Below are 19,700 nucleotides of genomic sequence, written 5' to 3'. Positions count from 1 at the left end.
CCCCATGGAGAGGAAACAATGAAGATGAACCCCGACCTCACGCGCCGCGGCGTCCTTGGCGCCAGCCTTGCCGCATTGGCCGCGCCCGCCGTTGCGCAGCCCGCCTGGCCAGCCGGCCGGCCGATCGAAGTCGTCGTCGGCTTCGCGCCGGGCGGCGGGACGGATGTGATGGTGCGGGCCCTCGCCCAGTTCCTCCCGGCCGAGTTGCCCGGCGCCAACTTCGTCGTCTCGAACAGGCCCGGCGCCGGCGGCGAGACCGCCTATGTCGCGCTGCAGGGCGCGCGCCCGGACGGCTACACGCTCGGCACCATCAACACGCCGGGCTACGTCTCGCTCGGCATCCAGCGCCGGGTCCGCTACGACCGCGCCCAGATCCGCCTGATCGCGCGCCTGGTCGACGATCCCAGCGCCTTCGTGGTGCACCGCGATTCCCCCTTCCGCACGCTGAAGGACGTGGTGGAGGCGGCGAAGCGCCAGCCCGGGACGATCAGCGTCGGCTCCTCCGGCATCGGCACCGACGACCATCTCGGCCTGACGCTGTTCGAGGCCGCGTCCGGGACAGAATTCATCCACGCACCCTTCGCCGGCGCGGGGCCGGTGCGGAACGCCGTGCTCGGCAAGCAGATCGACATTGCCGGTCTCAACCTCGGCGAGATCGGGATGCTGGGGCAGGAGAACCCCCTGCTCCGCCCCATCGCCGGCATGGGTGAGCGGCGCTGGGAGCTGATGCCGGACGTGCCGACCTTCCGCGAGGAGGGCTACGACGTCCTCATGACAAGCGAGCGCGGGCTCGGTGCGCCGCGTGGCATCCCGGACGAGATCGCGACGCGGCTGGAGGATGCGATCGCCAAGGTCATCGCCACACCGGAATGGGCCGAGAAGGTGCGCCAACTGGAACTCGCGATGTCCTTCCTGCGCGGCGCCGAGTGGGAGGCGCAGATGCCGGCGCAACTCGCGCGCTTCCAGGGGATCTGGCAGCGGACGCCGTGGCAGTGAGCGGCGACATGATCCGCCGCCGCGCCGCGCCTGGCCCGGGTGCAGGCCTGGCCTGGCCTGCCAGGTCGCTGCGCACAATTGTGGGCTTTCCGCCCGGCGGCGCGGTGGACATCCCAGGCCGGCTGATCGCCGACATGCTGACGCCGCGGCTCGGCCAGCCGGTCGGCCTTCGCAGCGCCGCCTTCTCGGCCGTTCGAGGCCTCCTGGATGTGGGGAACAGCTGGGCGAAGCTGTCCGGCCCCGACATCAAGAGCCGCCTTGGTCCGCCAGACTACGCGAATGCGGGGGAGATCGCCGCGGTCCTTGCGCGCGCTGCGCCGGAGCGGGTGGTCCGGGGCAGCGACTGGCCGCACCCGACCGAGCCTTCCGACGCGGAGCCGGACGACCGGTCGCTGCTCCACTTGCTCCGGAGCTGGGTGCCCGATGCCGCTGCCAGGCCGCGCGTCCTGGTGGGCAACCCGGCCGCGCTCTACGGCTTCGACACCGCCACCTGAGCGCCAAGGGCTTCGCAGCCCACTGCCTCGTGCAGGCAGTAGATGCGCGTGGCCGTGCCGGCGAACAGCGCGGCGCGCTCATCCTCTCCGGCGCCAGCGGCGAGGCGCTTGAAGGCGTTCCAGAGCACGCCGTAGCCGCACATGCCCTTGTCCACGGGGAAGTTGCTCTCGAACATGCAGCGCGCGGCGCCGAAGGCCTCGATAAGCGTGTGGATCACGGGCCGCCAAGCTCGTTCGAGTTCGGCGGAGGACGGCGGCAGGTCGCGCAGGTGGAAGTCATAGCCACCCACCTCCATGGCCAGGCCGCCCAACTTCATCACCGTGTTCGGCAGCGTGGCCAGCCCCAGGACCTCATGTCGCCATTCCGCGAAGCCTTCCTCGCGGCGGCCGGCATAGGGACCTACGCCGAGCGGTCCGCCACAGTGATTGACCACCAGCGTCAGCTCCGGCACGGCTCGCGCGACCGCCGCGACGAGCGGCAACTGGGTCTGGTAGGCCCAGACATCGAGAACGAGACCGCGTGCCGCGAGATGCCGGGCTCCTTCGATGAAGCGCGGATCCTCAAGCGGACCCGGCGGTGGCGTGAGCAGGTTGGAGCGCACTTGCGACGAAGGATGCCAGGCTGTGCGGTTGCGCACGCCCCGGAACCTCGCCCGTGCCGTCGCAAGGTGCGCCTCGAGTAGCGGTGCGACGCGATCGCCTAGCGTGAGGTCCACGAAGCCAATGATGCCGGCGCAGGCACGTGTCGGTCCGTATGTGCCACTGGCGCTTGCGGCGGCAATGCCGTTGACGAACTCGGTCTCGCCGAGGGAGCGCTCCTCCTCCGGGCCAGTCGCGCGGTACATCGCGCCACACTGGACGAAGACAGTGGCCCGCACGTCATGGCCCGCGCCCGCATCACGCAGCAGATCGTCGAGGAGGTAATGCTCGCCGGCGCGATCCCACAGGTGGTGGTGCGGGTCGACGATCGGCAGCGTCGGATCGAGCGGTTCCTCCCGCACCTGTGCAAGCCACTCCTGACGGACGGCGATCTGGCGCGAGGGCGTGAAGCTCGAAGCAGTTGAGAATGTCATGACGCGAAGAGTGACCTCCGCCACCAGGCAGCGCAAGCTTGGCCGTTCACCTCAGCCTCCGGCATCTTCTCGCCAGGAGACCAGGGCAGGGTACGTTGCCATGGCCGCGGGCATCATCGTAGTTGAGCCAGAACGGATTCCTCGCCGCACGCCTGCTCCCGCGCAGCGCGACGAACTGCTGCGCATCTGGAACCTTGTGGATGACGACAGCCGCAAGCTGCTGCTGTTCTTCGCGCTATTGCTGGCGCGCGAACAGGGTCTCGTCCCGCCGAACACGCCGCTGATGATCACCGATCGCGTGCTGTGACCTCGCTCACGGCACCCGGCGCTTCCCCACCTGCACCGATAGCGTCGCCGCGCGATCGGTCGGCGTGGCGTCCGTCTGCCCGTTGAAGCAGAAATCCGCCATGAAGGTCGCGGTCGTGGTCGAGGTGGCGATGGTGATCAGCCCCTCCACACCGACCTCCGTCGCCGACTGCCGGAACGCCACCGCGCGCGTGTCCAGGCTGGCACGCCCAGGCGATGCGCCTGCTGGATGTGTTCCTGGGCGGGCTCCGGGTCCGGCGAGGTGAAACGCCCGATCCACCCCGGCCCTGGACCCGCCTGCCTGCGGGACAGCACGCTCCCGGCATACGGCGCCGCGCTGCCCAGACGATTCGGGAAGGCCCATTCAGCTGTCCAGCATCTCGCGCAGCGCCCGCATCGCGGTCGCGTAGCCGCGCGCGCCCAGCCCCGCGATCACCGCCGTGGCGGCGCTGGAGACGAGGGACTGGTGGTAGATCGCCTCCCGCCTGTGGATGTTCGAGATATGCAGCTCGATGATCGGCGCCTTGACCATCTTCAGCGCGTCGAGCACCGGGATGGAGCGGAAGGTCAGTCCGGCCGGGTTGATGATGAGGCCCGCCGCGCCGGCGTCGATCGCCTCATGGATCCAGTCCACAAGTTGGCCTTCATAGTTGGTCTGGTGGAAGACCACCTCATCCTCGCCGGCTTCGGCCCGGCACATCGCCTCGACCTCGGCCAGCGTCGTGCGGCCATAGATCTCGGGTTCGCGCTTGCCCAGGCGATTCAGGTTCGGCCCGTTGAGGACATGCAGGCTGCGCGTCACGGCGTGTTCCTTTTCTGCGATCTTGCGCGCCGCGGCGTCAGCCCTGGTAGCCGAGCAGCCGCGGCATCCAAAGCACCAGCTCCGGGATGAAGGTGATGAGCGCCAGGGCTGCCATCATCGCGATCACGAAGGGCAGCGTGTCCCGCACCACGGCGGTGAGCGGCGCATCGGAGAGCTTCGCGACGATGAACAGCAGCAGCCCGTAGGGCGGCGTGACCAGCCCGAGCATGATGTTCACCACCACCACCACGCCGAAATGCACCATGTCGATGCCCAGCGCCTGCGCGGTCGGCACCAGCACCGGCACCACCACCAGCAGGATGGTGCTGCCTTCCATCAGGCAGCCCAGCACAAGCAGGACCAGGTTCATGATCAGCAGGAATTCCCAGCGCGACATCTCCCAGCCGGCCAGGATGTCGCGCACCGTGTTCGGCACGTTCTCGCTGGTGATGACGTAGTTGAAGGCCAGGGCGCCTGCGATCAGCATGCCGATGGCGGCGGTCGATCGCGCGCTGGCCACCACGGCGGCATAGGTCTGGCGCAGCGTCAGGCTGCGGTAGAACACCGCGGCAATCAGGTAGGCATAGGCCGCGGCGACGGCGGCGGCCTCGGTCGGCGTCATCACGCCGCCATAGATCCCGCCCAGCAGGATCACCGGCATCAGCAATGCGGGGAAGGCCTCCAGCGTCAGGCGCGGCACCTCGCGCAGCGGCACCCGCTCCGAGATCGGAAAGTTGTGGCGATGGGCCATCCAGCTGTTGATGGCCATCTGCGCCATGGCCATCAGCAGGCCTGGGATCACGCCGCCCAGGAACAGGTAGCCGATCGAGGCATCGGCGACGAGCGCATAGAGCACCATGGGGATGGAGGGCGGGATGATCGGCCCGATCACCGCCGTCACCGCCGTCAGCGCCGCCGCATAGCTGGACGGATAGGCGCCGCCCTTGGTCATCATGTCGATCTGCAGCTTGCCGCTGCCGGCGGCATCCGCAATGGCGGAGCCTGACATGCCGGCGAAGATCACGCTCTGGACGATGTTCACATGGCCGAGCCCGCCGCGCAGACGGCCGACCAGCAGGTTGCAGAAGCGCAGCAGGCGGTCCGTCAGGCTGCCCGCATTCATCAGGCCGGCAGAGAAGATGAACAGCGGCACGGCGAGCAGCACGTAGCTGCCATTCAGCCCGTTCAGCACCTGCTCCGCCGCGATCGACATGTCCTGCCCGGACAGGGCAAGATAGATAATGCTGGCCACGATCATGGTCAGCCCGATCGGCAGCCCCATCAAGGCCAGCGCCAGCAGCGCGACCAGCGAGAGGGTAAAGGGATCTTCGAAATTCACCGTGTGCGCCCCGCGACTGCGCGCCAGGCGATGGCGGCGTGACGGATGATCATCGCCACAGCGAAGATCAGCCAGACCGAATAGAGAAGGTCGAAGCGGATGCCGAGATAGGCGCTGCGCTCCACCTTCATGAAGGTGACGTAGTCCACCATCGCCGGCAGCGACCAGCCGAAGACGCCGACGACCGCGAGGCCCGTGAAGGCGTCGCAGATACGGCGCGGCAGGCTGGGCAGCGCGCCATAGAGGATGTCGAAGCGGATCTCCTCCTCATCCCGCAGCACCAGTGCCGCGCCCCAGAGCACGCCCCAGACCCAGGCGAGCGTCGAGAGTTCCGCCGTCCAGCTCAGCGGTGCATTGAACACGTAGCGCGTGACGATCTGCAGGATGAAGGCTGCGAACATCGTCACCAGCATCAGCGAGAGCACGTTCTCCGCGCGCCGCCTGGCCCAGCCCAACAGGCGGCACGCCGTGGTCATCGGGTCAGCGCACCGCCGCGATGCGGTCCAGGATTCCGGCCGGCCAGCCCTGCGACTGCGGCGAAGCCAGGTAGCGGCGCTGCGCCTCCGCCCGGAAGGCCGCGACATCCGGCTCGTACACTTCAAGGCCCTGCGAGCGGAAGTAGGACAGCATCTCCTGCTCCTGCGCGATGTGGCGCTGCGTGCTCTGGTCGATCGCCTTGTTCACCGCGGCCTGGATCGCATCGCGCTGCGGCTGCGTCAGCGAATCCCAGAGGCGGGCGGAGATCGAGAGCAGGTCGTAGGCGACGAGATGGCTGGTGAGTACGAACTGGGTCGTCACCTCGTGGAAGCGCATGGTGCGGCTGGTCGGCAACGGATTGTCCTGGCCATCCACCGTGCCGGATTGCAGCGCGGTGTACAGCTCGGCAAAGGCCACCGGCGTCGGGTTCGCGCCCAGCGCCTCGCCGAGGAACTGCCAGGTCTCGCCCGGCGGCATGCGCAGCTTCATCCCCGCCATGTCGGCCGGGGTGCTGATCCGCTTGCGCGGCTTCAGGTTCACGTGGCGCGTGCCGAAATACAGCGGGCCGAGCACATGGACGTTCAACTGGTCCCGCGCCATGCGGTTGAATTCCTGCCCGACCGGGCCGGCGAAGACCTTCCGCATGTGCTCGGCGTCGCGGAACAGATAGGCGCTGGCCATCACCGACCAGGCCGGAATCTGCCGCGACAGGTCCTGCGGCGAGAGGTTCGCCATCTCGACATTGTTGCGCTGGATCGCCACCAGCTCCGTGCCCTGGCGGAACAGCGTCGCGTTCAGGTGCAGCTCCACGTCGAACTGCGCTTGCAGATCCTGCGCGAAGCCGCGCATCGCCTCGGCGCGGATGTCCTGGTCCGAGAAGACGGCGGTGAAGCGGAGGCGCCGGCGCGCCTGGGCCTCGGCGGTCCGGCTGGACATGGCCAGGCCGGGCGCGGCCAGGGCGGCCGCCCCGGCGAGCATGGTGGCGCGACGTCCAATGGTGATTGGCATGGCGTGATCCCTCCCTCGATGTTCTTTTCGGCCCCGACGGGTCGGCTTGCCGCGACGCTAAGGGGGCGGTGAAAGCCGATCAAGAGAGATTCGCCGGAATCTCCGATATTCGGCAGAATGCCGGCTCTTGCATGGGCGGGGCAGCCGCCCTGATACTGGCTCTGGTTGGACGAGGGAGGCGCTGCCGTGACATCGGCCGAAGGCGATGCCGGGGAATCGCCCGGCGAGGCGGCCTATCGCCGCATCCGCACCGATGTCGTGCTGGCCCGGCTCGCGCCCGGGCAGAAGCTGGGGCTGGACGGGCTGCGGGAGGTCTACGGCGTCGGCATCGGCACGCTGCGGGAGGCACTGAACCGACTGGCCTCGGAAGGCCTGGTGATCGCCGAGGGCCAGCGCGGCTTTGCCGTGGCCCCGGTCTCCGCCGAGGATTTCCGGGAGATCGCCGAACTGCGCCTGCTGCTGGAGAACGAGGCGATCGCGGCCTCCTTCGCCGCCGGCGACCTCGACTGGGAAGGCCAGGTGGTGGGCGCGCATCACAAGCTTGCCGTGCTGGAGCGGCGGCTGCTGGCGGGGGAGGGCGCCGATGCGTCCCAGTGGAAGCAGTACGACCGCGAATTCCATACCGCGCTGATCGCCGCCTGCGGCTCGGTGGCGCTGCTGGAGACCTATGCCGCCGCCTACGACCGCTTCCTGCGCTACCAGATGGTCGCGGTGGTGTTCCGCGGCGCCATCGCGGCGGAACAGCACGCGGTGCTGCTGGAAAGCGCACTGGCGCGCGACGTGACGCGGGCGCAGGACCTGCTGCGGGCGCATGTCGAAGGCTGTGTGCACCATGTGGTGGAGGGCGGCGCGCTGGCGCCCTTCGCCGCCACCAGGCGCCGCGCCCGCCCTGCACCGGCCCTTGCCATGGCGCTTGGCCGATGAGCGCGCCCGAAGCCGCGGAGGCGGCGAGCGAGCGCGCCTGGCGGCTGATCCGCGCCGATATCCTGCGCGGCACGCTGGCCCCCGGCCGCAAGCTGCGGCTGGAGGGGCTGCGCGACAGCTATGGCGTCGCCGTCGGCACGCTGCGCGAAAGCCTGAGCCGCCTGATCGCGGAGCGCTTGGTGGTGGCCGAGGGCCAGCGCGGCTTCGAGGTGGCGCCCTTCTCGGCCAAGGAACTGCGGGAGCTGGCGCAGCTTCGCCTGCTGCTGGAAGGCCATGCGCTGGAACACGCCTTCCGGGCTGGCGATGTGGAGTGGGAGGGACGCGTTGTCGCCGCGTATCACAAGCTGTCGCAGATGCAGGAAAGGCTCGGCGATGGCGAGGCTGCGGCGCTGGATGTGTGGCGGCGCCTCGACGTCGAATTCCACCGGACGCTGATCTCCGCCTGCGGGTCGCGCACCCTGATGGCGACCCATGCGACGGTCTTCGACCGCTACCTGCGCTACCAGAACCTGGCGCTGGGCTTTCGCGGCGCGATCGCGGTGGAGGAGCATCGCGCGCTGTGCGACAGCGCAACCCGCCGGGACGCGACGGCGGCGCGGCAGATCCTGGCCGCGCATATCCTGGGCGGCGTCGATCACGCGCTGGCCAGCGGCGCCATCTAGCGCAGCGGGGTCACAGGGCGCGCGGTGCGTGGCAGGATGCCGCCGCATCGACACGAAAGCGCAGCTTCGCCATGGCTCAAGGCCCGCCACCCCGCCGGCAGCGCCGCGCGCCCGCGGAAACGCGGCGCGAGGTGATCGAGGCGGCCATCGCCGAATTCTCCGCCAGGGGCTTTTCCGGCGCCCGCGTGGACGACATCGCGGCGCGCATGCGCACGACCAAGCGCATGATCTACTATTATTTCGGCGGCAAGGCGCAGCTCTATGCGGCGGTGCTTGAGCATGTCTATGGCCGGATGCGGGATGCCGAGCAGGCGCTGCAGCTCGACACGCGGCCGGCGATGGAGGCGCTGCGGCGCCTGGTGGAAGTCACCTTCGACCATCATGCGCAGCACCCGGAATTTGTCCGCCTGGTCAGCGTGGAGAACATCCACGAGGCGCGCATCGTCGCGGCCTCGGAGACCATCCCGGCGCGCAACGCCGCCATCATCGGCACGCTACGCGACCTGATCACGCGCGGGCAGGCGGAGGATGTGTTCCGCGCCGGGCTGGATGCGCTCGACCTGCACATGCTGATCAGTGGCTTCTGCTTCTACCGCATCTCCAACCGCCACACGCTGCACGCGATCTATGGGCGCGCGCTGGAGGCGCCGGAGGCCGCGGCGGCGCAGCGGCGCATGATCGCCGACGCGGTGCTGCGCTACGTCGCGTCCTGAGACACCATTCCGGCAAAATGCCGCAGCATCCGCGCGGCATCGGGTTCCAGCCCGGTGAACAGCCGGAAGGCGCCGGCCGCCTGGAACACCGCCATGCCGCCGCCATCCAGCGTGCGGCAGCCGAGGCTGCGCGCGGCCCGCAGCAGGGCGGTCTCGAAGGGGAAATAGACGATGTCGGCGACCCAGAGCGCGGGCCGCAGCCATTCCACCGGCAGCGGCGTGCCGGGGAATTTCTGCATGCCCACCGGGGTGCAGTTCACCAGCCCATCGGCTGACGGCATCTCCGCCGCCAGGTCGGTGCAGGCCACGGCGCGGCCGGCGCCGAAACGGGCGCAGAGCGCCGCGGCCAGCGCGGCCGCGCGCGGCGCGTCGCTGTCGGCGATCACCAGCCGGCCGACGCCTTCGCTCAGCAGCGCATGCGCCACCGCGGCCCCTGCACCGCCGGCGCCGAGTTGCACGACGCGCGCGCGCGGCGCATCCGCCAGGCCGCGCCGGAACCCCTCGGCAAAACCGGTGCAATCCGTGTTGTGGCCGATGCGTCGGCCATCCCGCAGCACGACCGTGTTCACCGCGCCCAGCGCCTCCGCATCCGGCGACAGCGCATGCAGCAGCGGGACGACGACCTGCTTGCAGGGGTAGGTGATGTTCAGCCCGGCAAAACCCATGCGCTCCGCCGCCGTCAGCAGATCCTCCAGCGCCTCCGGCCCCAGGCGCAGGCATTCCAGGTCGATCAGCCGATAGACCAGCCGCAGCCCCTGCTCCGCCCCCTCCCGCTCATGCATCGCAGGCGACAGCGAGGCCTGGATGCCGAAGCCGATCAGCCCGGCGAGGAGGGCGCGGGCGATGTCCGGGGTCGTCATGCCGCATCTCCAGGGGAGGTCTTGCTTGCCGTGCTTATGTACCCGTTGGTACAAAGCAACTCAATGCCGCGGCCGGCAACCGAAGGAAGGATGCGTGATGCCACAGCACCGCCTGCCGAAATCCATCGCCACGGTCTGCCTTTCGGGCACCCTGCCGGACAAGCTGGAATCCGCCGCCGCCGCCGGCTTCGACGGTGTGGAAATCTTCGAGAACGACCTGCTCACCTTCGACGGCACCCCCGCCGAAGTGCGCCGCATGTGTGAGGATCTCGGCCTCGCCATCACCATCTTCCAGCCCTTCCGCGATTTCGAAGCCATGCCCGAGCCGCAGCGCCGCCGGAACCTGGATCGCGCCGAGCGAAAGTTCGATACGATGCAGGCGCTGGGCACCGACCTCATCCTGGTCTGTTCCACCACCCATGCCGCGGCCCTGCCGGAGCCCGAACGCGCGGCAGAGGATCTGCGCGAGATGGCGGAGCGCGCCGCCTCGCGCCAGCTGCGCGTCTGCTACGAGGCGCTGGCCTGGGGCCGCCACGTCAACCGCTGGCGCCAGGCCTGGGAGATCGTGCAGCGCGCGGATCACGCCGCGCTCGGCCTCTGCCTCGACAGTTTTCATACGCTGTCGCTGGGCGACGACCTCGCCGGCCTCGCGGATGCTGTGCCGCCCGAAAAACTGTTCTTCCTGCAGCTGGCGGATGCGCCGCGCCTTTCGATGGATGTGCTCTCCTGGAGCCGGCATCACCGGCTGTTCCCCGGCCAGGGTGAATTGCCGGTGCCGGCCTTCCTGAAGGACCTGCTGGCGGCGGGCTATGCCGGGCCGCTCTCGCTCGAGATCTTCAACGACGAATTCCGCGCCGCCCCATCCCGCCGCATCGCCCGCGACGGGCAGCGCAGCCTGGTCTGGATCGAGGACCAAGTGGGAATCGCGTCGCTGCCCGCGCTGCCAAAACTCTCCGGCCTGGAATTCGTGGAATTCGCCGTGGACCATGCGGCGCGGGCCGAACTCGGCGCCCTCATCGGCACGTTGGGCTTCCGGCCTGGCGGCACGCATCGCTCCAAGGATGTGGAACTGTGGCGCCAGGGCGGCGTGAACCTGGTGCTGAATTCCGAACCGGACAGCGCCGCCAGCGAACGCTTCGAACAGGCCGGCCCCTGCGTCTGCGCCATCGCGCTGCGCGTCGATGACCCGGCCCGCCTGGTGGCGCGCGCCGAGGCGCTGTCCTACCGCGTCTGGCGCGAGCGCATCGATGCCGGGGAGCGCGCCATTCCGGCGATCCGCGCGCCGGATGGCACGCTGGTCTATCTGGTGGAGGACCCGGTCTCTGGCGGCCGCCCGATCTGGGAGGATGATTTTCGGCTGGATGGCGCGGCGCCGGCAGACGGGCTGCTGGGCGTGGACCATGTGGCCCAGGCGATGACGCCCGACATGATGGACAGCTTCGTCCTGTTCTACCGCAGCTTGCTGGGGCTGGCGCCGGATGCGACCTGGGAACTGCCTGACCCCTACGGCCTGGTGCGGTCCTGCGCCTTTGTCAGCGCCGATGGCAGCGTGCGCATGCCGCTGAACGTCTCGGAAAGCCGGCGCACCGGCACCGGGCGCTTCGTCTCCGCCCGCGCCGGCGCCGGGGTGCACCACATCGCCTTCCAGGCCGCGGATGCGGCGGCCGAGGTCGATGCCGCGGCGGGGCGGGCGGCCCCGCTGCTCAACATTCCCGAGAACTACTACGAGGACCTCGGCGCCCGCTTCGACCTGGAGGATGCGGAGATTGCGGCGCTGGCGGCGCGCCACCTGCTGTATGACCGTGACGCGGCCGGCGGCAGCTTCCTGCACGCCTATACGCACGCCTTCCGCGACCGCTTCTTCCTGGAGATCGTCGCGCGACAGAAGGGCTATGCCGGCTTCGGCGCCGCCAACGCGCCCGTGCGCATGGCGGCGCAGATGCGCCAGGGTTCGAGAGAATGATCCATGTTCCGAAAGAAGAGGCGGTGTCGGTGGCCAGGCACTGAAGCGGCGGCCGCTTTCCGGCGAAGGTTGTTCGCCGGTGCCTGCTGCACCTGGACATATCCGAGCGTATCGCGGGCGCTGGCGCCTGTTCCCTGCTGAGGGGCCGTCCTTCAGCCACAGCCGCCCCGCTTCGGCTGCGGCCGCGGCCGCGGCACCTTCAGACAACCACGTGCAGTCCGGCATCGGCCCCGACCACCGTGGCCGCATCGCCCATTCTCCCGGAATGTGACTTCGCTCCGTTTGAAGCTCTGGTTCGACCTGGATCCCGCTAAGCAGGATCACCCCAATTTCCAGGCGCCATCGAACTTCGTCCCGGAACTCCTTCTGAGCAGCACTGACCATGGTGCTGGCGATGATGGCGTTTGGCGTTGGCTTGCGCCCCAACGACTGCGGCCAGCCGATCTCGAAGAGGCCCACCAAAGCCAGCTAGGTCCAACCCATCTTCGGCTCCCGCTTAGATCGTGCCGTCGAGGATAGCGCGCAGCCCGTCCTGGACATCGGCCCACTCGTCGTCGCCAAAATCCATCAGCCCAAAGGTGCGCAGCAGGAACGCGCCTTCGGTGGCCAACAGCGTCATCCTGGCGCGCCGTCCTTCCTTGGACCGGGGGTCGAGACCACCGAAGAGCTCCGCGTACCAGGCCCTGCATTCCGCCCGGCGATGCGTGGCGTCGATCATGGCTGCCATGAATCCGGCCGCCCTGGCGCGCTCCGCGGCGTTCAAGGCCATGGTGATGTCGACATGCCCGCGCGCGACCGCCATCGGCTCGGGCTCCGGGCCGAGCCTGGCTCTCATCTGCGCGTTGTACTCTTCGCTCCAACGCTCCAGCATTGCGCCGATCAGGTCGTCCTTGGTTCCGAAGCGCGACTGGATGCCACCCTTCGAGACGCCTGCTGCCTTGGCCACGGCGTCGATGGTCAGCGCGCCCGTCCCCTCCTTCAGCAGGATCTGCTCCGCAAGGTCCAGGACCTTGTCGCGGTCGATCGTCGGTGGGCGACCCATGGCGAACCTCCTTGACCACTAATGAATACGTTCGTATGGATTTATATGTCTGAGCGCTAAGCCCGGCAAGCGTCCTGACTCTTTCGTCTCCACAGTCTGGTGAATCCCATGCTCCGCCGCCAATCGTTGTTCTTGGTCTTGCTGCTCGCGGCCTGCGGCGAGGCGGCGGCGCCTCCCGCTTCCGTCCCACCCCCCACCAAGGTCGGCGTCGTCGAGGCCCGCCCGCTTCCGACGCCGGTCACCTTCGAATACGGCGGCCGCGTGACGGCCGTGCGCCAGACCGAGGTACGCGCCCGGGTCGGCGGTATCCTGCTGGAGCGCGCCTACACGGAGGGCGCCGAGGTCCGGGAGGGCGACGTGCTGTTCCGCGTCGACCCGGCCACCTACCAGGCCGCGGCCGATCTGGCGCAGGCGCAGGTGCATGAGGCCGACGCCACGGTCCAACGCGCCCGTCGCGACCAACGGCGCGCGGCGGAACTGCTGCGTGCCGACGCGGGCAGCCGCAAGAATCGTGACGACGCCATGTCCACGCTCGCGCAGGCGGAGGCATCCTTGGCGGCTGCCCGCGCGCGGCTGGCCAGCGCCCGCCTTGAACTCGGCTACACCACCGTCCTCGCGCCCATCTCCGGCATCACCAGCCTGGAGGCTGTGCCGGAAGGCAGCCTTGTCAGCGCCGGGGGGGAGAAGTCCCTGCTGACCCGCATCACCCAGATGGACCCGGTCCATGTGGCCTTCGCGTTCAACAGGCCGGACCTTGCCATGCTCTCGGCGCAGGGCGTTCAGGACCTTACGGCCCAGGTGATACTGGACGGCGGGGGCGAGGCCGAGGGCAAGGTCAGCTTCACCGAGGCCACCGTGGACCCGACCACCGGCACGGTGCGCGGCCGCGCCACCTTCGCCAACGCGGAGCGGCGCCTGATCCCCGGCCAGTTCGTCCGTATCCGCGTATCCGGCCCGTCGCGGGACGTCATCCGAATCCCGCAGGCGGCGGTGCAGCAGGACGTCCAGGGTCCATTCGCCTACGTGGTCGGCGCCGACGGCAAGGCGGAGCGGCGCGGCCTCCGGCTCGGCCGGACAATGGGGCAGGAGTGGATCATCGAGGACGGCCTCCGGCCGGGTGACCGCGTCGTCGCCGAGGGGGTGGTGAAGGTGGTCGAGGGCGCGCCCCTTGAGGCGGCGCCCATGCAGGCCGCGGAGGCACGCCCGTGAGCGCCCGCTTCTTCATCGAGCGCCCGGTGCTGGCCGGGGTGCTTTCCATCGTCATCGTGCTGGCCGGCCTGGTCGCCATGCGCGTGCTGCCCATCGCGCAATATCCTGAGATCGTGCCGCCGCAGGTCGTCGTCTCCACCACCTACTCGGGCGCCGACGCCGACACGGTGTCCCAGACGGTTGCCGCGCCGCTGGAGCGCGCCATCAACGGCGTCGAGGGGCTGATCTACATGCAGTCGGTCAACACCGACGACAGCATGACGCTGAACGTCAGCTTCGAGATCGGCACCGACCCCGACCAGGCCACCATCAACGTCAGCAACCGCGTGCAGGGCGTGCTCGCCACGCTGCCGAGCGAGGTGCAGCGCGTCGGTGTCACGGTCAACAAGCAGTCGACTGCCTTCCTGGCGGTGGTGACGCTCACCGCGACGGACGAGCGGTTCGACGAGATCTTCCTCAGCAACTACGCGCTGCGGAACGTCATCGACGAGATCAAGCGCATCCCCGGCGTCGGCAATGCCTCGCTGTTCGGGCAAAAGGAATACGCCATGCGTGTCTGGCTGCAGCCGGACACGCTGGCGCAGTTCTCCTTGACCGCGTCGGATGTCTCCGCCGCCATCCGCGAGCAGAACCAGCAGTTCGCCGCGGGCAAGCTGAACGACGCCCCGAGCGCAGGCGGCGCCTACACCTACGCCATGACAGCGCAGGGCCGCCTGCCGGACGCGGAAGCCTTCGGCAACATCATCCTCCAGGCGCGCCCGGACGGCTCGACCCTGCGGCTACGCGACGTCGCGCGCGTGGAGCTCGGCGCCCAGCAGTACGATTTCCAGGGCAACCTGAACGGCAGGCCGAGCGCGCCCTTCGGCATCTACCTCCAGCCCGGCGCCAATGCGCTGCAGACCATGGATACGGTCACCGCCCGCATGGACGAGCTGGCCGCCGCCATGCCGCAGGGGATGGAGTACTCCATCCCCTACAACACCACGGCCTTCGTCAAGGTCTCCATCAGGCAGGTCATCGTGACCTTCCTCGAAGCCGTGGCGCTCGTTGTCGTGGTGGTCTTCCTGTTCCTACAGAACTGGCGGGCGACCGTGATTCCGCTCATCGCCATTCCCGTCTCCATCATCGGCACCTTCGCGGGCATGTACGCGCTGGGCTTCTCCATCAACATGCTGACGCTGTTCGGCATGATCCTGGCCATCGGCATCGTGGTCGACGACGCCATCGTGGTGGTCGAGAACGTTGAGCGCTTGATGACCGAGGAAGGCCTGTCCCCCAAGGCGGCGTCCATCAAGGCCATGGAGGAGGTGACCGGCCCGGTCATCGCCATCGTGCTGGTGCTCTGCGCCGTGTTCATCCCGGTCGGCTTCCTGGGTGGGCTGTCCGGCGAACTCTACAAGCAGTTCGCCATCACCATTTCGATCTCCGTCATCCTGTCCGGCGTTGTGGCGCTGACGCTGACGCCCGCTCTCTGCGCGGTCATGCTCAAGCCCGGGCACGGTCAGCCACTGCTGCCCTTCCGCCTCTTCAACCGCGGCTTCGATCTGCTCACGCGCGGCTACACGGCCGGGGTGCGCCTGTTCCTGCGCCGCGGCCTCCTGGGGCTGCTCTCGTTCGCCATGGTGTGCGTCCTGACCGTCATGCTGTTCCGCGCGGTGCCGGGCGGCCTGGTGCCCGAGGAAGACCAGGGCAACCTCTTCGTGGTCTGGAGCATGCCGCCTGCGACGGCGCTGGACGTCACGGAGGCGTCCGGACGCGAGGTCGTGGACATCCTCCGCGCCGACCCGAGCGTCCGCTCGGTGATGTCCTTCTCGGGCTTCAACCTGCTCTCCAACGCCGCCAGCAGCAGTGCCGGTGCCGCTTTCGTCGAGCTGAGGGACTGGTCGGAGCGCCGCGCGCCGGAGCAGGACGCGCGCCTGCTGGCGGGGGCGTTGTTCGGCGCCCTGTCGGAGGTTCGCAATGCCGTCGCGATGGCCTTCAACCCGCCCGCCATCGAAGGACTCGGCACGGTGGGCGGCTTCGAGATGAAGGTGCTGGACCGCGGCGGCGCCGGGCGGGAGGCCATGGCGGCCGCCGTGCAGGCCCTGGTGACAGCCGCCCAAGGGCGCCCGGAGCTGGCGGGTGTCAGCACCACCATGCAGTCCAATGTGCCGCGCTACCGGCTCGATATCGACCGCGACGCCGCCAAGGCGCACGGTGTGACGCTCACCGCCCTGTTCGAGACGGTGCAAAGCACCTTCAGCAGCCTCTACGTCAACGACTTCTCGCTGCTTGGCCGCAACTACCGCGTCAACCTGCAGTCCGAGGGCGCGTACCGCCGGGAGCCTGGCGACCTCAGCCGCGTCTACGTGCGCGCCGGAAGCGGCGAGATGGTGCCCGCCAGCACGATGCTGACGCTGACGCGTGTCGTCGGCAGTGATCTGGCGGAGCGCTTCAACGGCTACCCGGCCGCCACCATCAACGGCGGCGCTGCGCCCGGCTACTCCTCAGGCCAGGCGTTGACGGGCATGCAGGAACTGGCTGCCAGCACCCTGCCGCAGGGATTCGGCATCGCCTGGAGCGGCGCCGCCTACCAGGAACTGGCAGGCGGCAATGCCGCCGCGCTGGCGCTGGGCTTCGGCGTAGTCATGGTGTTCCTGATCCTGGCGGCGCAGTACGGCCGCTGGACCCTGCCGGTCGCCGTGCTGCTGGCGGTGCCCTTCGGCCTGTTCGGTGCGCTGCTGGCGGTCTGGCTGCGCGGGCTGAACAACGACATCTACTTCCAGGTCGGCCTGATCACCCTGGTGGGCCTCGCCGCCAAGAACGCGATCCTGATCGTCGAGTTTGCGGTGTTGCAGCGGCGCGCGGGCAAGTCTGCCTTCGACGCGGCGCTGGAAGCCGCACGGCTACGCTTCCGGCCCATCATCATGACGTCGCTCGCCTTCATCCTGGGCTGCGTGCCGCTGGCCATCAGCACCGGCGCGGGCTCCGGCAGCCGCGTGTCCATCGGTACCGCCGTGGTGGGCGGCATGGTGGCGGCAACCTTCCTGGCCGTGTTCCTGATCCCACTCTTCTACAAGTGGTTCGCGGGCAAGGCCGAGGTCAAGGCCGAGGCCGAGGCCGCCGACCAGGGTCCCGCGGCAGCGCCCGGGCGGGTGATCTGACCATGACCCAGCGTCGCACCCCTTTTCTCCGCGGTGGCCCTCCTGCTGCTCGCGGGCTGCGCCGTCGGCCCCGACTTCCAGCGCCCGGATGTCGCTTCCTCCGTTCCGTTGGGTCGGCGGCGCGAATAAGCCGACCGGTTCTCGGCGCCACGGAGTTGGCAGCCTCCGACATCCGCTTCGACCCTGGCCCGGCGTGGCGCCTGCGCTTCTGGTCCATCTTCACGGGACAGGCCTTCTCGCTCATCGGTTCGGCACTGACGCAGTTCGTGCTGCTATGGTGGATCACCGACACCACTGGCGCGTCTCGGCGCTGGCCACGGCTGGCATGGCGGCCCTGCTGCCGCAGGCGCTGCTTGGCCCGCTCGGCGGCGTCTTTGCCGACCGCTACAGCCGTCGCCTCCTGATGATCGCGGCGGACGCGATCAGCGCGCCACCGCCACTCCGCGATCCCTGACCAACTTTACCGCCTCAAGCTTGAACTCGCGGCTGAATGTACTTCGTCCTATCCCAGGGCCTCCGATCGGGTGAATTAGCGCGTGCGGACGAAAGGGCGTGACGGACGCTGCGCCAGGGCGGGATCGTGCCCTTCGGACACGCCATCGCGCCCGGCGGCGCCGATCCGCCCGGCCTGCGCCTGGGCGAGTGCACTGCTAGCGCAGCCTCCACTGCTGCAGAACGCGACCAGCAGAGGCGCAGTGGGGACGTCGCGACGGAGAATCCCGCAAGGCCGCTGCTGGCGGTGATAAGGGCCTGCGCTGAGGAGCGCAGCGTGAGGCGTCAGGCGCCAGGCATCGGCACACAGCGCCGCAGGATGCCGAAATAGGCCTTGGCGCGCGGGGCGCCATCCGCCTCGAAGCCGAGTTTGAACTGCACGAGCGTGCGCGCCAGGACGGGGGTCGCATGGGCGGTCTTCCGCCGGTGCGGTAGCCCGCTGGCAGGACGCGCATCGTGCACCCATCCGGGCCAGGCGCGTAGTGGACTTGCTTCGGGGAAGTGGAGAGGTCCCGATGATGCGAAAGGACCCTCATGAAGCAGCAGCGACGGTTTACGAAGGAATTTGAGGACGAGGCGGTGCGCCTGGTTCGGACGAGCGGGCGAACTCAGCGGGAGATCGCGGAGGATCTCGGGGTGGGGCTTTCGACGCTGGTCCGCTGGATCGGCCGGAGTCGGGACCGAGCGGCGGAAACGCCTGGCGGGTCGGCTTCGCCTGACATGGCGGCGGAGTTGAAGCGGCTGCGGCGGGAGAACGAGATCCTCCGACAGGAGCGCGACATTCTGAAGCGCGCCACAGCTTTTTTCGCCCGGGAGGGAAGTCGATGAGCTTCAAGCTCGTTGACGAGGCGAAGAAGAAGTTCCCCGTGCACCGCCTGTGCCGCGTCCTTGGTGTCAGCCAGAGCGGCTACTTCGCCTGGAAGGGCCGCCCTGCCTGCCGCCGTCAGCACCAGGACATGGTGCGGCTGGCGCATGTCCGGTCGGCCTTTGCCTTGTCGAACGGCACCTACGGCAGCCCGCGCATGACGCGAGACCTGCGCGACGATGGCCTGCATGTCGGCCGCCGCCGGACAGCGCGCCTGATGCGTGAGAATGGGCTGCGGGCGCGGCAAAGCGGCGGTTCACGCGAACCACCGACAGTCAGCACGCGTGGCCGGTGGCGCCGAACCTGCTCGATCAGGATTTCACGGCGGCAGGTCCGGACGAGAAGTGGGGCGCCGACATCTCCTACATCTGGACGAAGGAGGGCTGGCTGTACCTCGCCGTCGTCATCGACCTGTTCGCCCGCCGCGTTGTCGGCTGGTCGACCGGCGACAGGTTGCACCGCGATCTGGCCTTGGCCGCACTGCGGAAAGCGGTCGTCATGCGCCGCCCAGCGGCAGGCCTGATCCATCACTCGGACCGCGGAAGTCAATATTGTTCCGCGGACTACCAGGCCGAACTGACGGCCAACGGCATCCTGATCTCCATGTCCGGGCGGGGAAACTGCTTCGACAACGCCATGGTGGAGACGTTCTTCAAGACGCTGAATCCGAGCTCGTCTGGCGCACCGCTTTCGAGACACGCGCCGACGCCGCAGCCGCCATCGCACGATACATCGACGGCTTCTACAACCCCGTTCGGCGCCATTCCGCGCTCGACTTCACAAGCCCAGCGCAGTTCGAGAAGATGGCCGCTGCCTGACCCAATGCCGCTCCATAAAAGCGGGGCAAGTCCACATTGCGTCCACCACCCGCCGGACACTGGTAGCTGCTCGGCCCTGCTGATGGCCCCGATGCCGGTTCTCACTCCACCGCGAACTCAGCACATTTCGAAGCGCGGCGCCGAACTCCGCCAATCCTGGCTCGGCCATAGGGCCGACGGGACGGCACTGCATCAGCGCGTACATCTACGGCTCGAGTCGTATGGCAGGCGCTCCGCCGCGAAGGACGTCAGGTTGCGCACCGAACCCGTTATAGCCTCTTCGCCGGCTGCACCTTTCGTGGGGCCGCATTCGTGCCCCTGAATCCAGCGGCCTGAGGGCCGCCTACCTGCCGACGGTTCGCCGAAGTTCGCCCAAAACCGCCTACAGCCACGCGAAAACGGCACCCTATCCGGCCCCCAGGAACATTGCTCCATAAGGCGGCCCCACGATATTGGCTACAAGGTGTTGAATTTGCGGGTAAAATTGGAGCAGCGGTGGGAACCGGAATCCAAC

18 protein-coding genes and 1 pseudogene are annotated in these 19,700 nt (G+C 68.8%); 11 read left to right on the top strand and 8 right to left on the bottom strand.

The window, feature by feature from the left end; translation table 11 throughout:
- The first annotated feature begins 24 nt into the window (after positions 1-24).
- Together JJQ90_RS12040 and JJQ90_RS12035 are read left to right on the top strand one after the other, a co-directional pair.
- Positions 25-996 (top strand): tripartite tricarboxylate transporter substrate binding protein, encoded by a 972-nt coding sequence (locus tag JJQ90_RS12040; RefSeq protein WP_216875708.1) that lies wholly within the window; start codon positions 25-27, stop codon positions 994-996.
- Positions 997-1,004: 8 nt separating this feature from the next.
- Positions 1,005-1,490: an amidohydrolase family protein gene (locus JJQ90_RS12035; RefSeq protein ID WP_216875706.1), complete on the top strand. Its 486-nt coding sequence runs from the start codon at positions 1,005-1,007 to the stop codon at positions 1,488-1,490.
- Here the strand turns inward: JJQ90_RS12035 and JJQ90_RS12030 are convergent.
- Positions 1,466-2,599, bottom strand: coding sequence for an amidohydrolase family protein (locus JJQ90_RS12030; protein ID WP_230410598.1), 1,134 nt, complete (start codon positions 2,597-2,599; stop codon positions 1,466-1,468). The two genes, JJQ90_RS12035 and JJQ90_RS12030, sit on opposite strands and share 25 nt — an antisense overlap.
- Positions 2,600-2,663: 64 nt before the next feature.
- Here JJQ90_RS12030 and JJQ90_RS12025 point away from each other — a divergent pair, with 64 nt between their 5' ends.
- Positions 2,664-2,870: a hypothetical protein gene (locus JJQ90_RS12025; protein WP_216875704.1), complete on the top strand. Its 207-nt coding sequence runs from the start codon at positions 2,664-2,666 to the stop codon at positions 2,868-2,870.
- Positions 2,871-2,876: 6 nt separating this feature from the next.
- Here JJQ90_RS12025 and JJQ90_RS12020 read toward each other — a convergent pair whose 3' ends face one another.
- From JJQ90_RS12020 to dctP, 5 genes are all read right to left on the bottom strand, one after another.
- Positions 2,877-3,053, bottom strand: coding sequence for a hypothetical protein (locus JJQ90_RS12020; RefSeq protein ID WP_216875702.1), 177 nt, complete (start codon positions 3,051-3,053; stop codon positions 2,877-2,879).
- A gap of 180 nt (positions 3,054-3,233) precedes the next feature.
- Positions 3,234-3,671, bottom strand: coding sequence for a type II 3-dehydroquinate dehydratase (locus JJQ90_RS12015; protein ID WP_216875700.1), 438 nt, complete (start codon positions 3,669-3,671; stop codon positions 3,234-3,236).
- Positions 3,672-3,708: 37 nt separating this feature from the next.
- A complete protein-coding gene (locus JJQ90_RS12010) occupies positions 3,709-5,010 on the bottom strand; it encodes a TRAP transporter large permease (RefSeq protein WP_216875698.1) in 1,302 nt (433 codons plus the stop codon).
- The gene (locus JJQ90_RS12005) at positions 5,007-5,486 is read right to left on the bottom strand and encodes a TRAP transporter small permease (protein WP_216875696.1); all 480 of its coding nucleotides are present in this window, start codon (positions 5,484-5,486) and stop codon (positions 5,007-5,009) included. The genes JJQ90_RS12010 and JJQ90_RS12005 overlap by 4 nt, the downstream gene beginning before the upstream one ends.
- A 4-nt stretch (positions 5,487-5,490) precedes the next feature.
- Complete coding sequence (gene dctP / locus JJQ90_RS12000; protein ID WP_216875694.1) at positions 5,491-6,495, bottom strand: TRAP transporter substrate-binding protein DctP; 1,005 nt, start codon at positions 6,493-6,495, stop codon at positions 5,491-5,493.
- Between the two features lie 186 nt (positions 6,496-6,681).
- Between dctP and JJQ90_RS11995 the strand changes: the two genes are divergently transcribed.
- The 3 genes from JJQ90_RS11995 to JJQ90_RS11985 all read left to right on the top strand — a co-directional run bounded on the left by JJQ90_RS11995 (position 6,682) and on the right by JJQ90_RS11985 (position 8,794).
- A complete protein-coding gene (locus JJQ90_RS11995; protein WP_216875692.1) occupies positions 6,682-7,419 on the top strand; it encodes a GntR family transcriptional regulator in 738 nt (245 codons plus the stop codon).
- A complete protein-coding gene (locus tag JJQ90_RS11990) occupies positions 7,416-8,081 on the top strand; it encodes a GntR family transcriptional regulator (RefSeq protein WP_216875690.1) in 666 nt (221 codons plus the stop codon). Before JJQ90_RS11995 ends, JJQ90_RS11990 begins: the two co-directional genes overlap by 4 nt.
- Positions 8,082-8,152: 71 nt before the next feature.
- On the top strand, positions 8,153-8,794 hold the full coding sequence (locus JJQ90_RS11985; RefSeq protein ID WP_216875688.1) for a TetR/AcrR family transcriptional regulator: 642 nt from the start codon (positions 8,153-8,155) through the stop codon (positions 8,792-8,794).
- Here the strand turns inward: JJQ90_RS11985 and JJQ90_RS11980 are convergent.
- Complete coding sequence (locus tag JJQ90_RS11980; protein WP_216875686.1) at positions 8,779-9,654, bottom strand: shikimate dehydrogenase; 876 nt, start codon at positions 9,652-9,654, stop codon at positions 8,779-8,781. The genes JJQ90_RS11985 and JJQ90_RS11980 overlap by 16 nt on opposite strands.
- A gap of 97 nt (positions 9,655-9,751) precedes the next feature.
- Here JJQ90_RS11980 and JJQ90_RS11975 point away from each other — a divergent pair, with 97 nt between their 5' ends.
- Positions 9,752-11,617, top strand: coding sequence for a bifunctional sugar phosphate isomerase/epimerase/4-hydroxyphenylpyruvate dioxygenase family protein (locus tag JJQ90_RS11975; RefSeq protein ID WP_216875684.1), 1,866 nt, complete (start codon positions 9,752-9,754; stop codon positions 11,615-11,617).
- A gap of 496 nt (positions 11,618-12,113) precedes the next feature.
- On the opposite strand, the gene JJQ90_RS11970 is transcribed toward JJQ90_RS11975, so the two are convergent.
- Complete coding sequence (locus JJQ90_RS11970) at positions 12,114-12,659, bottom strand: TetR/AcrR family transcriptional regulator (RefSeq protein WP_216875682.1); 546 nt, start codon at positions 12,657-12,659, stop codon at positions 12,114-12,116.
- A 108-nt stretch (positions 12,660-12,767) separates the two neighbouring features.
- Here JJQ90_RS11970 and JJQ90_RS11965 point away from each other — a divergent pair, with 108 nt between their 5' ends.
- The 4 genes and pseudogenes from JJQ90_RS11965 to JJQ90_RS11950 all read left to right on the top strand — a co-directional run bounded on the left by JJQ90_RS11965 (position 12,768) and on the right by JJQ90_RS11950 (position 19,186).
- Positions 12,768-13,868, top strand: a complete 1,101-nt coding sequence (locus JJQ90_RS11965) for an efflux RND transporter periplasmic adaptor subunit (protein WP_216875681.1) — start codon at positions 12,768-12,770, stop codon at positions 13,866-13,868.
- A complete protein-coding gene (locus tag JJQ90_RS11960) occupies positions 13,865-17,011 on the top strand; it encodes an efflux RND transporter permease subunit (RefSeq protein WP_216875680.1) in 3,147 nt (1,048 codons plus the stop codon). Before JJQ90_RS11965 ends, JJQ90_RS11960 begins: the two co-directional genes overlap by 4 nt.
- A gap of 274 nt (positions 17,012-17,285) precedes the next feature.
- Entirely contained in the window at positions 17,286-17,465 is a 180-nt protein-coding gene (locus JJQ90_RS27715; RefSeq protein WP_216875679.1) for a hypothetical protein, read from the top strand.
- Between the two features lie 572 nt (positions 17,466-18,037).
- Positions 18,038-19,186 (top strand): annotated as a pseudogene (locus tag JJQ90_RS11950) (IS3 family transposase).
- Positions 19,187-19,700: the final 514 nt, after the last annotated feature.

Source organism: Falsiroseomonas oleicola, from assembly GCF_019029495.1.
Lineage (GTDB): Bacteria > Pseudomonadota > Alphaproteobacteria > Acetobacterales > Acetobacteraceae > Falsiroseomonas > Falsiroseomonas oleicola.
Note: the sequence above shows the minus strand (reverse complement) of the source record. Positions and strands in the feature narration are given on the sequence as shown.

Coding starts and splice junctions, on each gene's coding strand:
- JJQ90_RS12040 (WP_216875708.1), top strand. CDS start 25: ATGAACCCCGACCTCACGCGCCGCGGCGTCCTTGGCGCCAGCCTTGCC.
- JJQ90_RS12035 (WP_216875706.1), top strand. CDS start 1,005: ATGATCCGCCGCCGCGCCGCGCCTGGCCCGGGTGCAGGCCTGGCCTGG.
- JJQ90_RS12025 (WP_216875704.1), top strand. CDS start 2,664: ATGGCCGCGGGCATCATCGTAGTTGAGCCAGAACGGATTCCTCGCCGC.
- JJQ90_RS12005 (WP_216875696.1), bottom strand. CDS start 5,486: ATGACCACGGCGTGCCGCCTGTTGGGCTGGGCCAGGCGGCGCGCGGAG.
- dctP (WP_216875694.1), bottom strand. CDS start 6,495: ATGCCAATCACCATTGGACGTCGCGCCACCATGCTCGCCGGGGCGGCC.
- JJQ90_RS11990 (WP_216875690.1), top strand. CDS start 7,416: ATGAGCGCGCCCGAAGCCGCGGAGGCGGCGAGCGAGCGCGCCTGGCGG.
- JJQ90_RS11985 (WP_216875688.1), top strand. CDS start 8,153: ATGGCTCAAGGCCCGCCACCCCGCCGGCAGCGCCGCGCGCCCGCGGAA.
- JJQ90_RS11980 (WP_216875686.1), bottom strand. CDS start 9,654: ATGACGACCCCGGACATCGCCCGCGCCCTCCTCGCCGGGCTGATCGGC.
- JJQ90_RS11975 (WP_216875684.1), top strand. CDS start 9,752: ATGCCACAGCACCGCCTGCCGAAATCCATCGCCACGGTCTGCCTTTCG.
- JJQ90_RS11970 (WP_216875682.1), bottom strand. CDS start 12,659: ATGGGTCGCCCACCGACGATCGACCGCGACAAGGTCCTGGACCTTGCG.
- JJQ90_RS11965 (WP_216875681.1), top strand. CDS start 12,768: ATGCTCCGCCGCCAATCGTTGTTCTTGGTCTTGCTGCTCGCGGCCTGC.
- JJQ90_RS27715 (WP_216875679.1), top strand. CDS start 17,286: ATGGTGGATCACCGACACCACTGGCGCGTCTCGGCGCTGGCCACGGCT.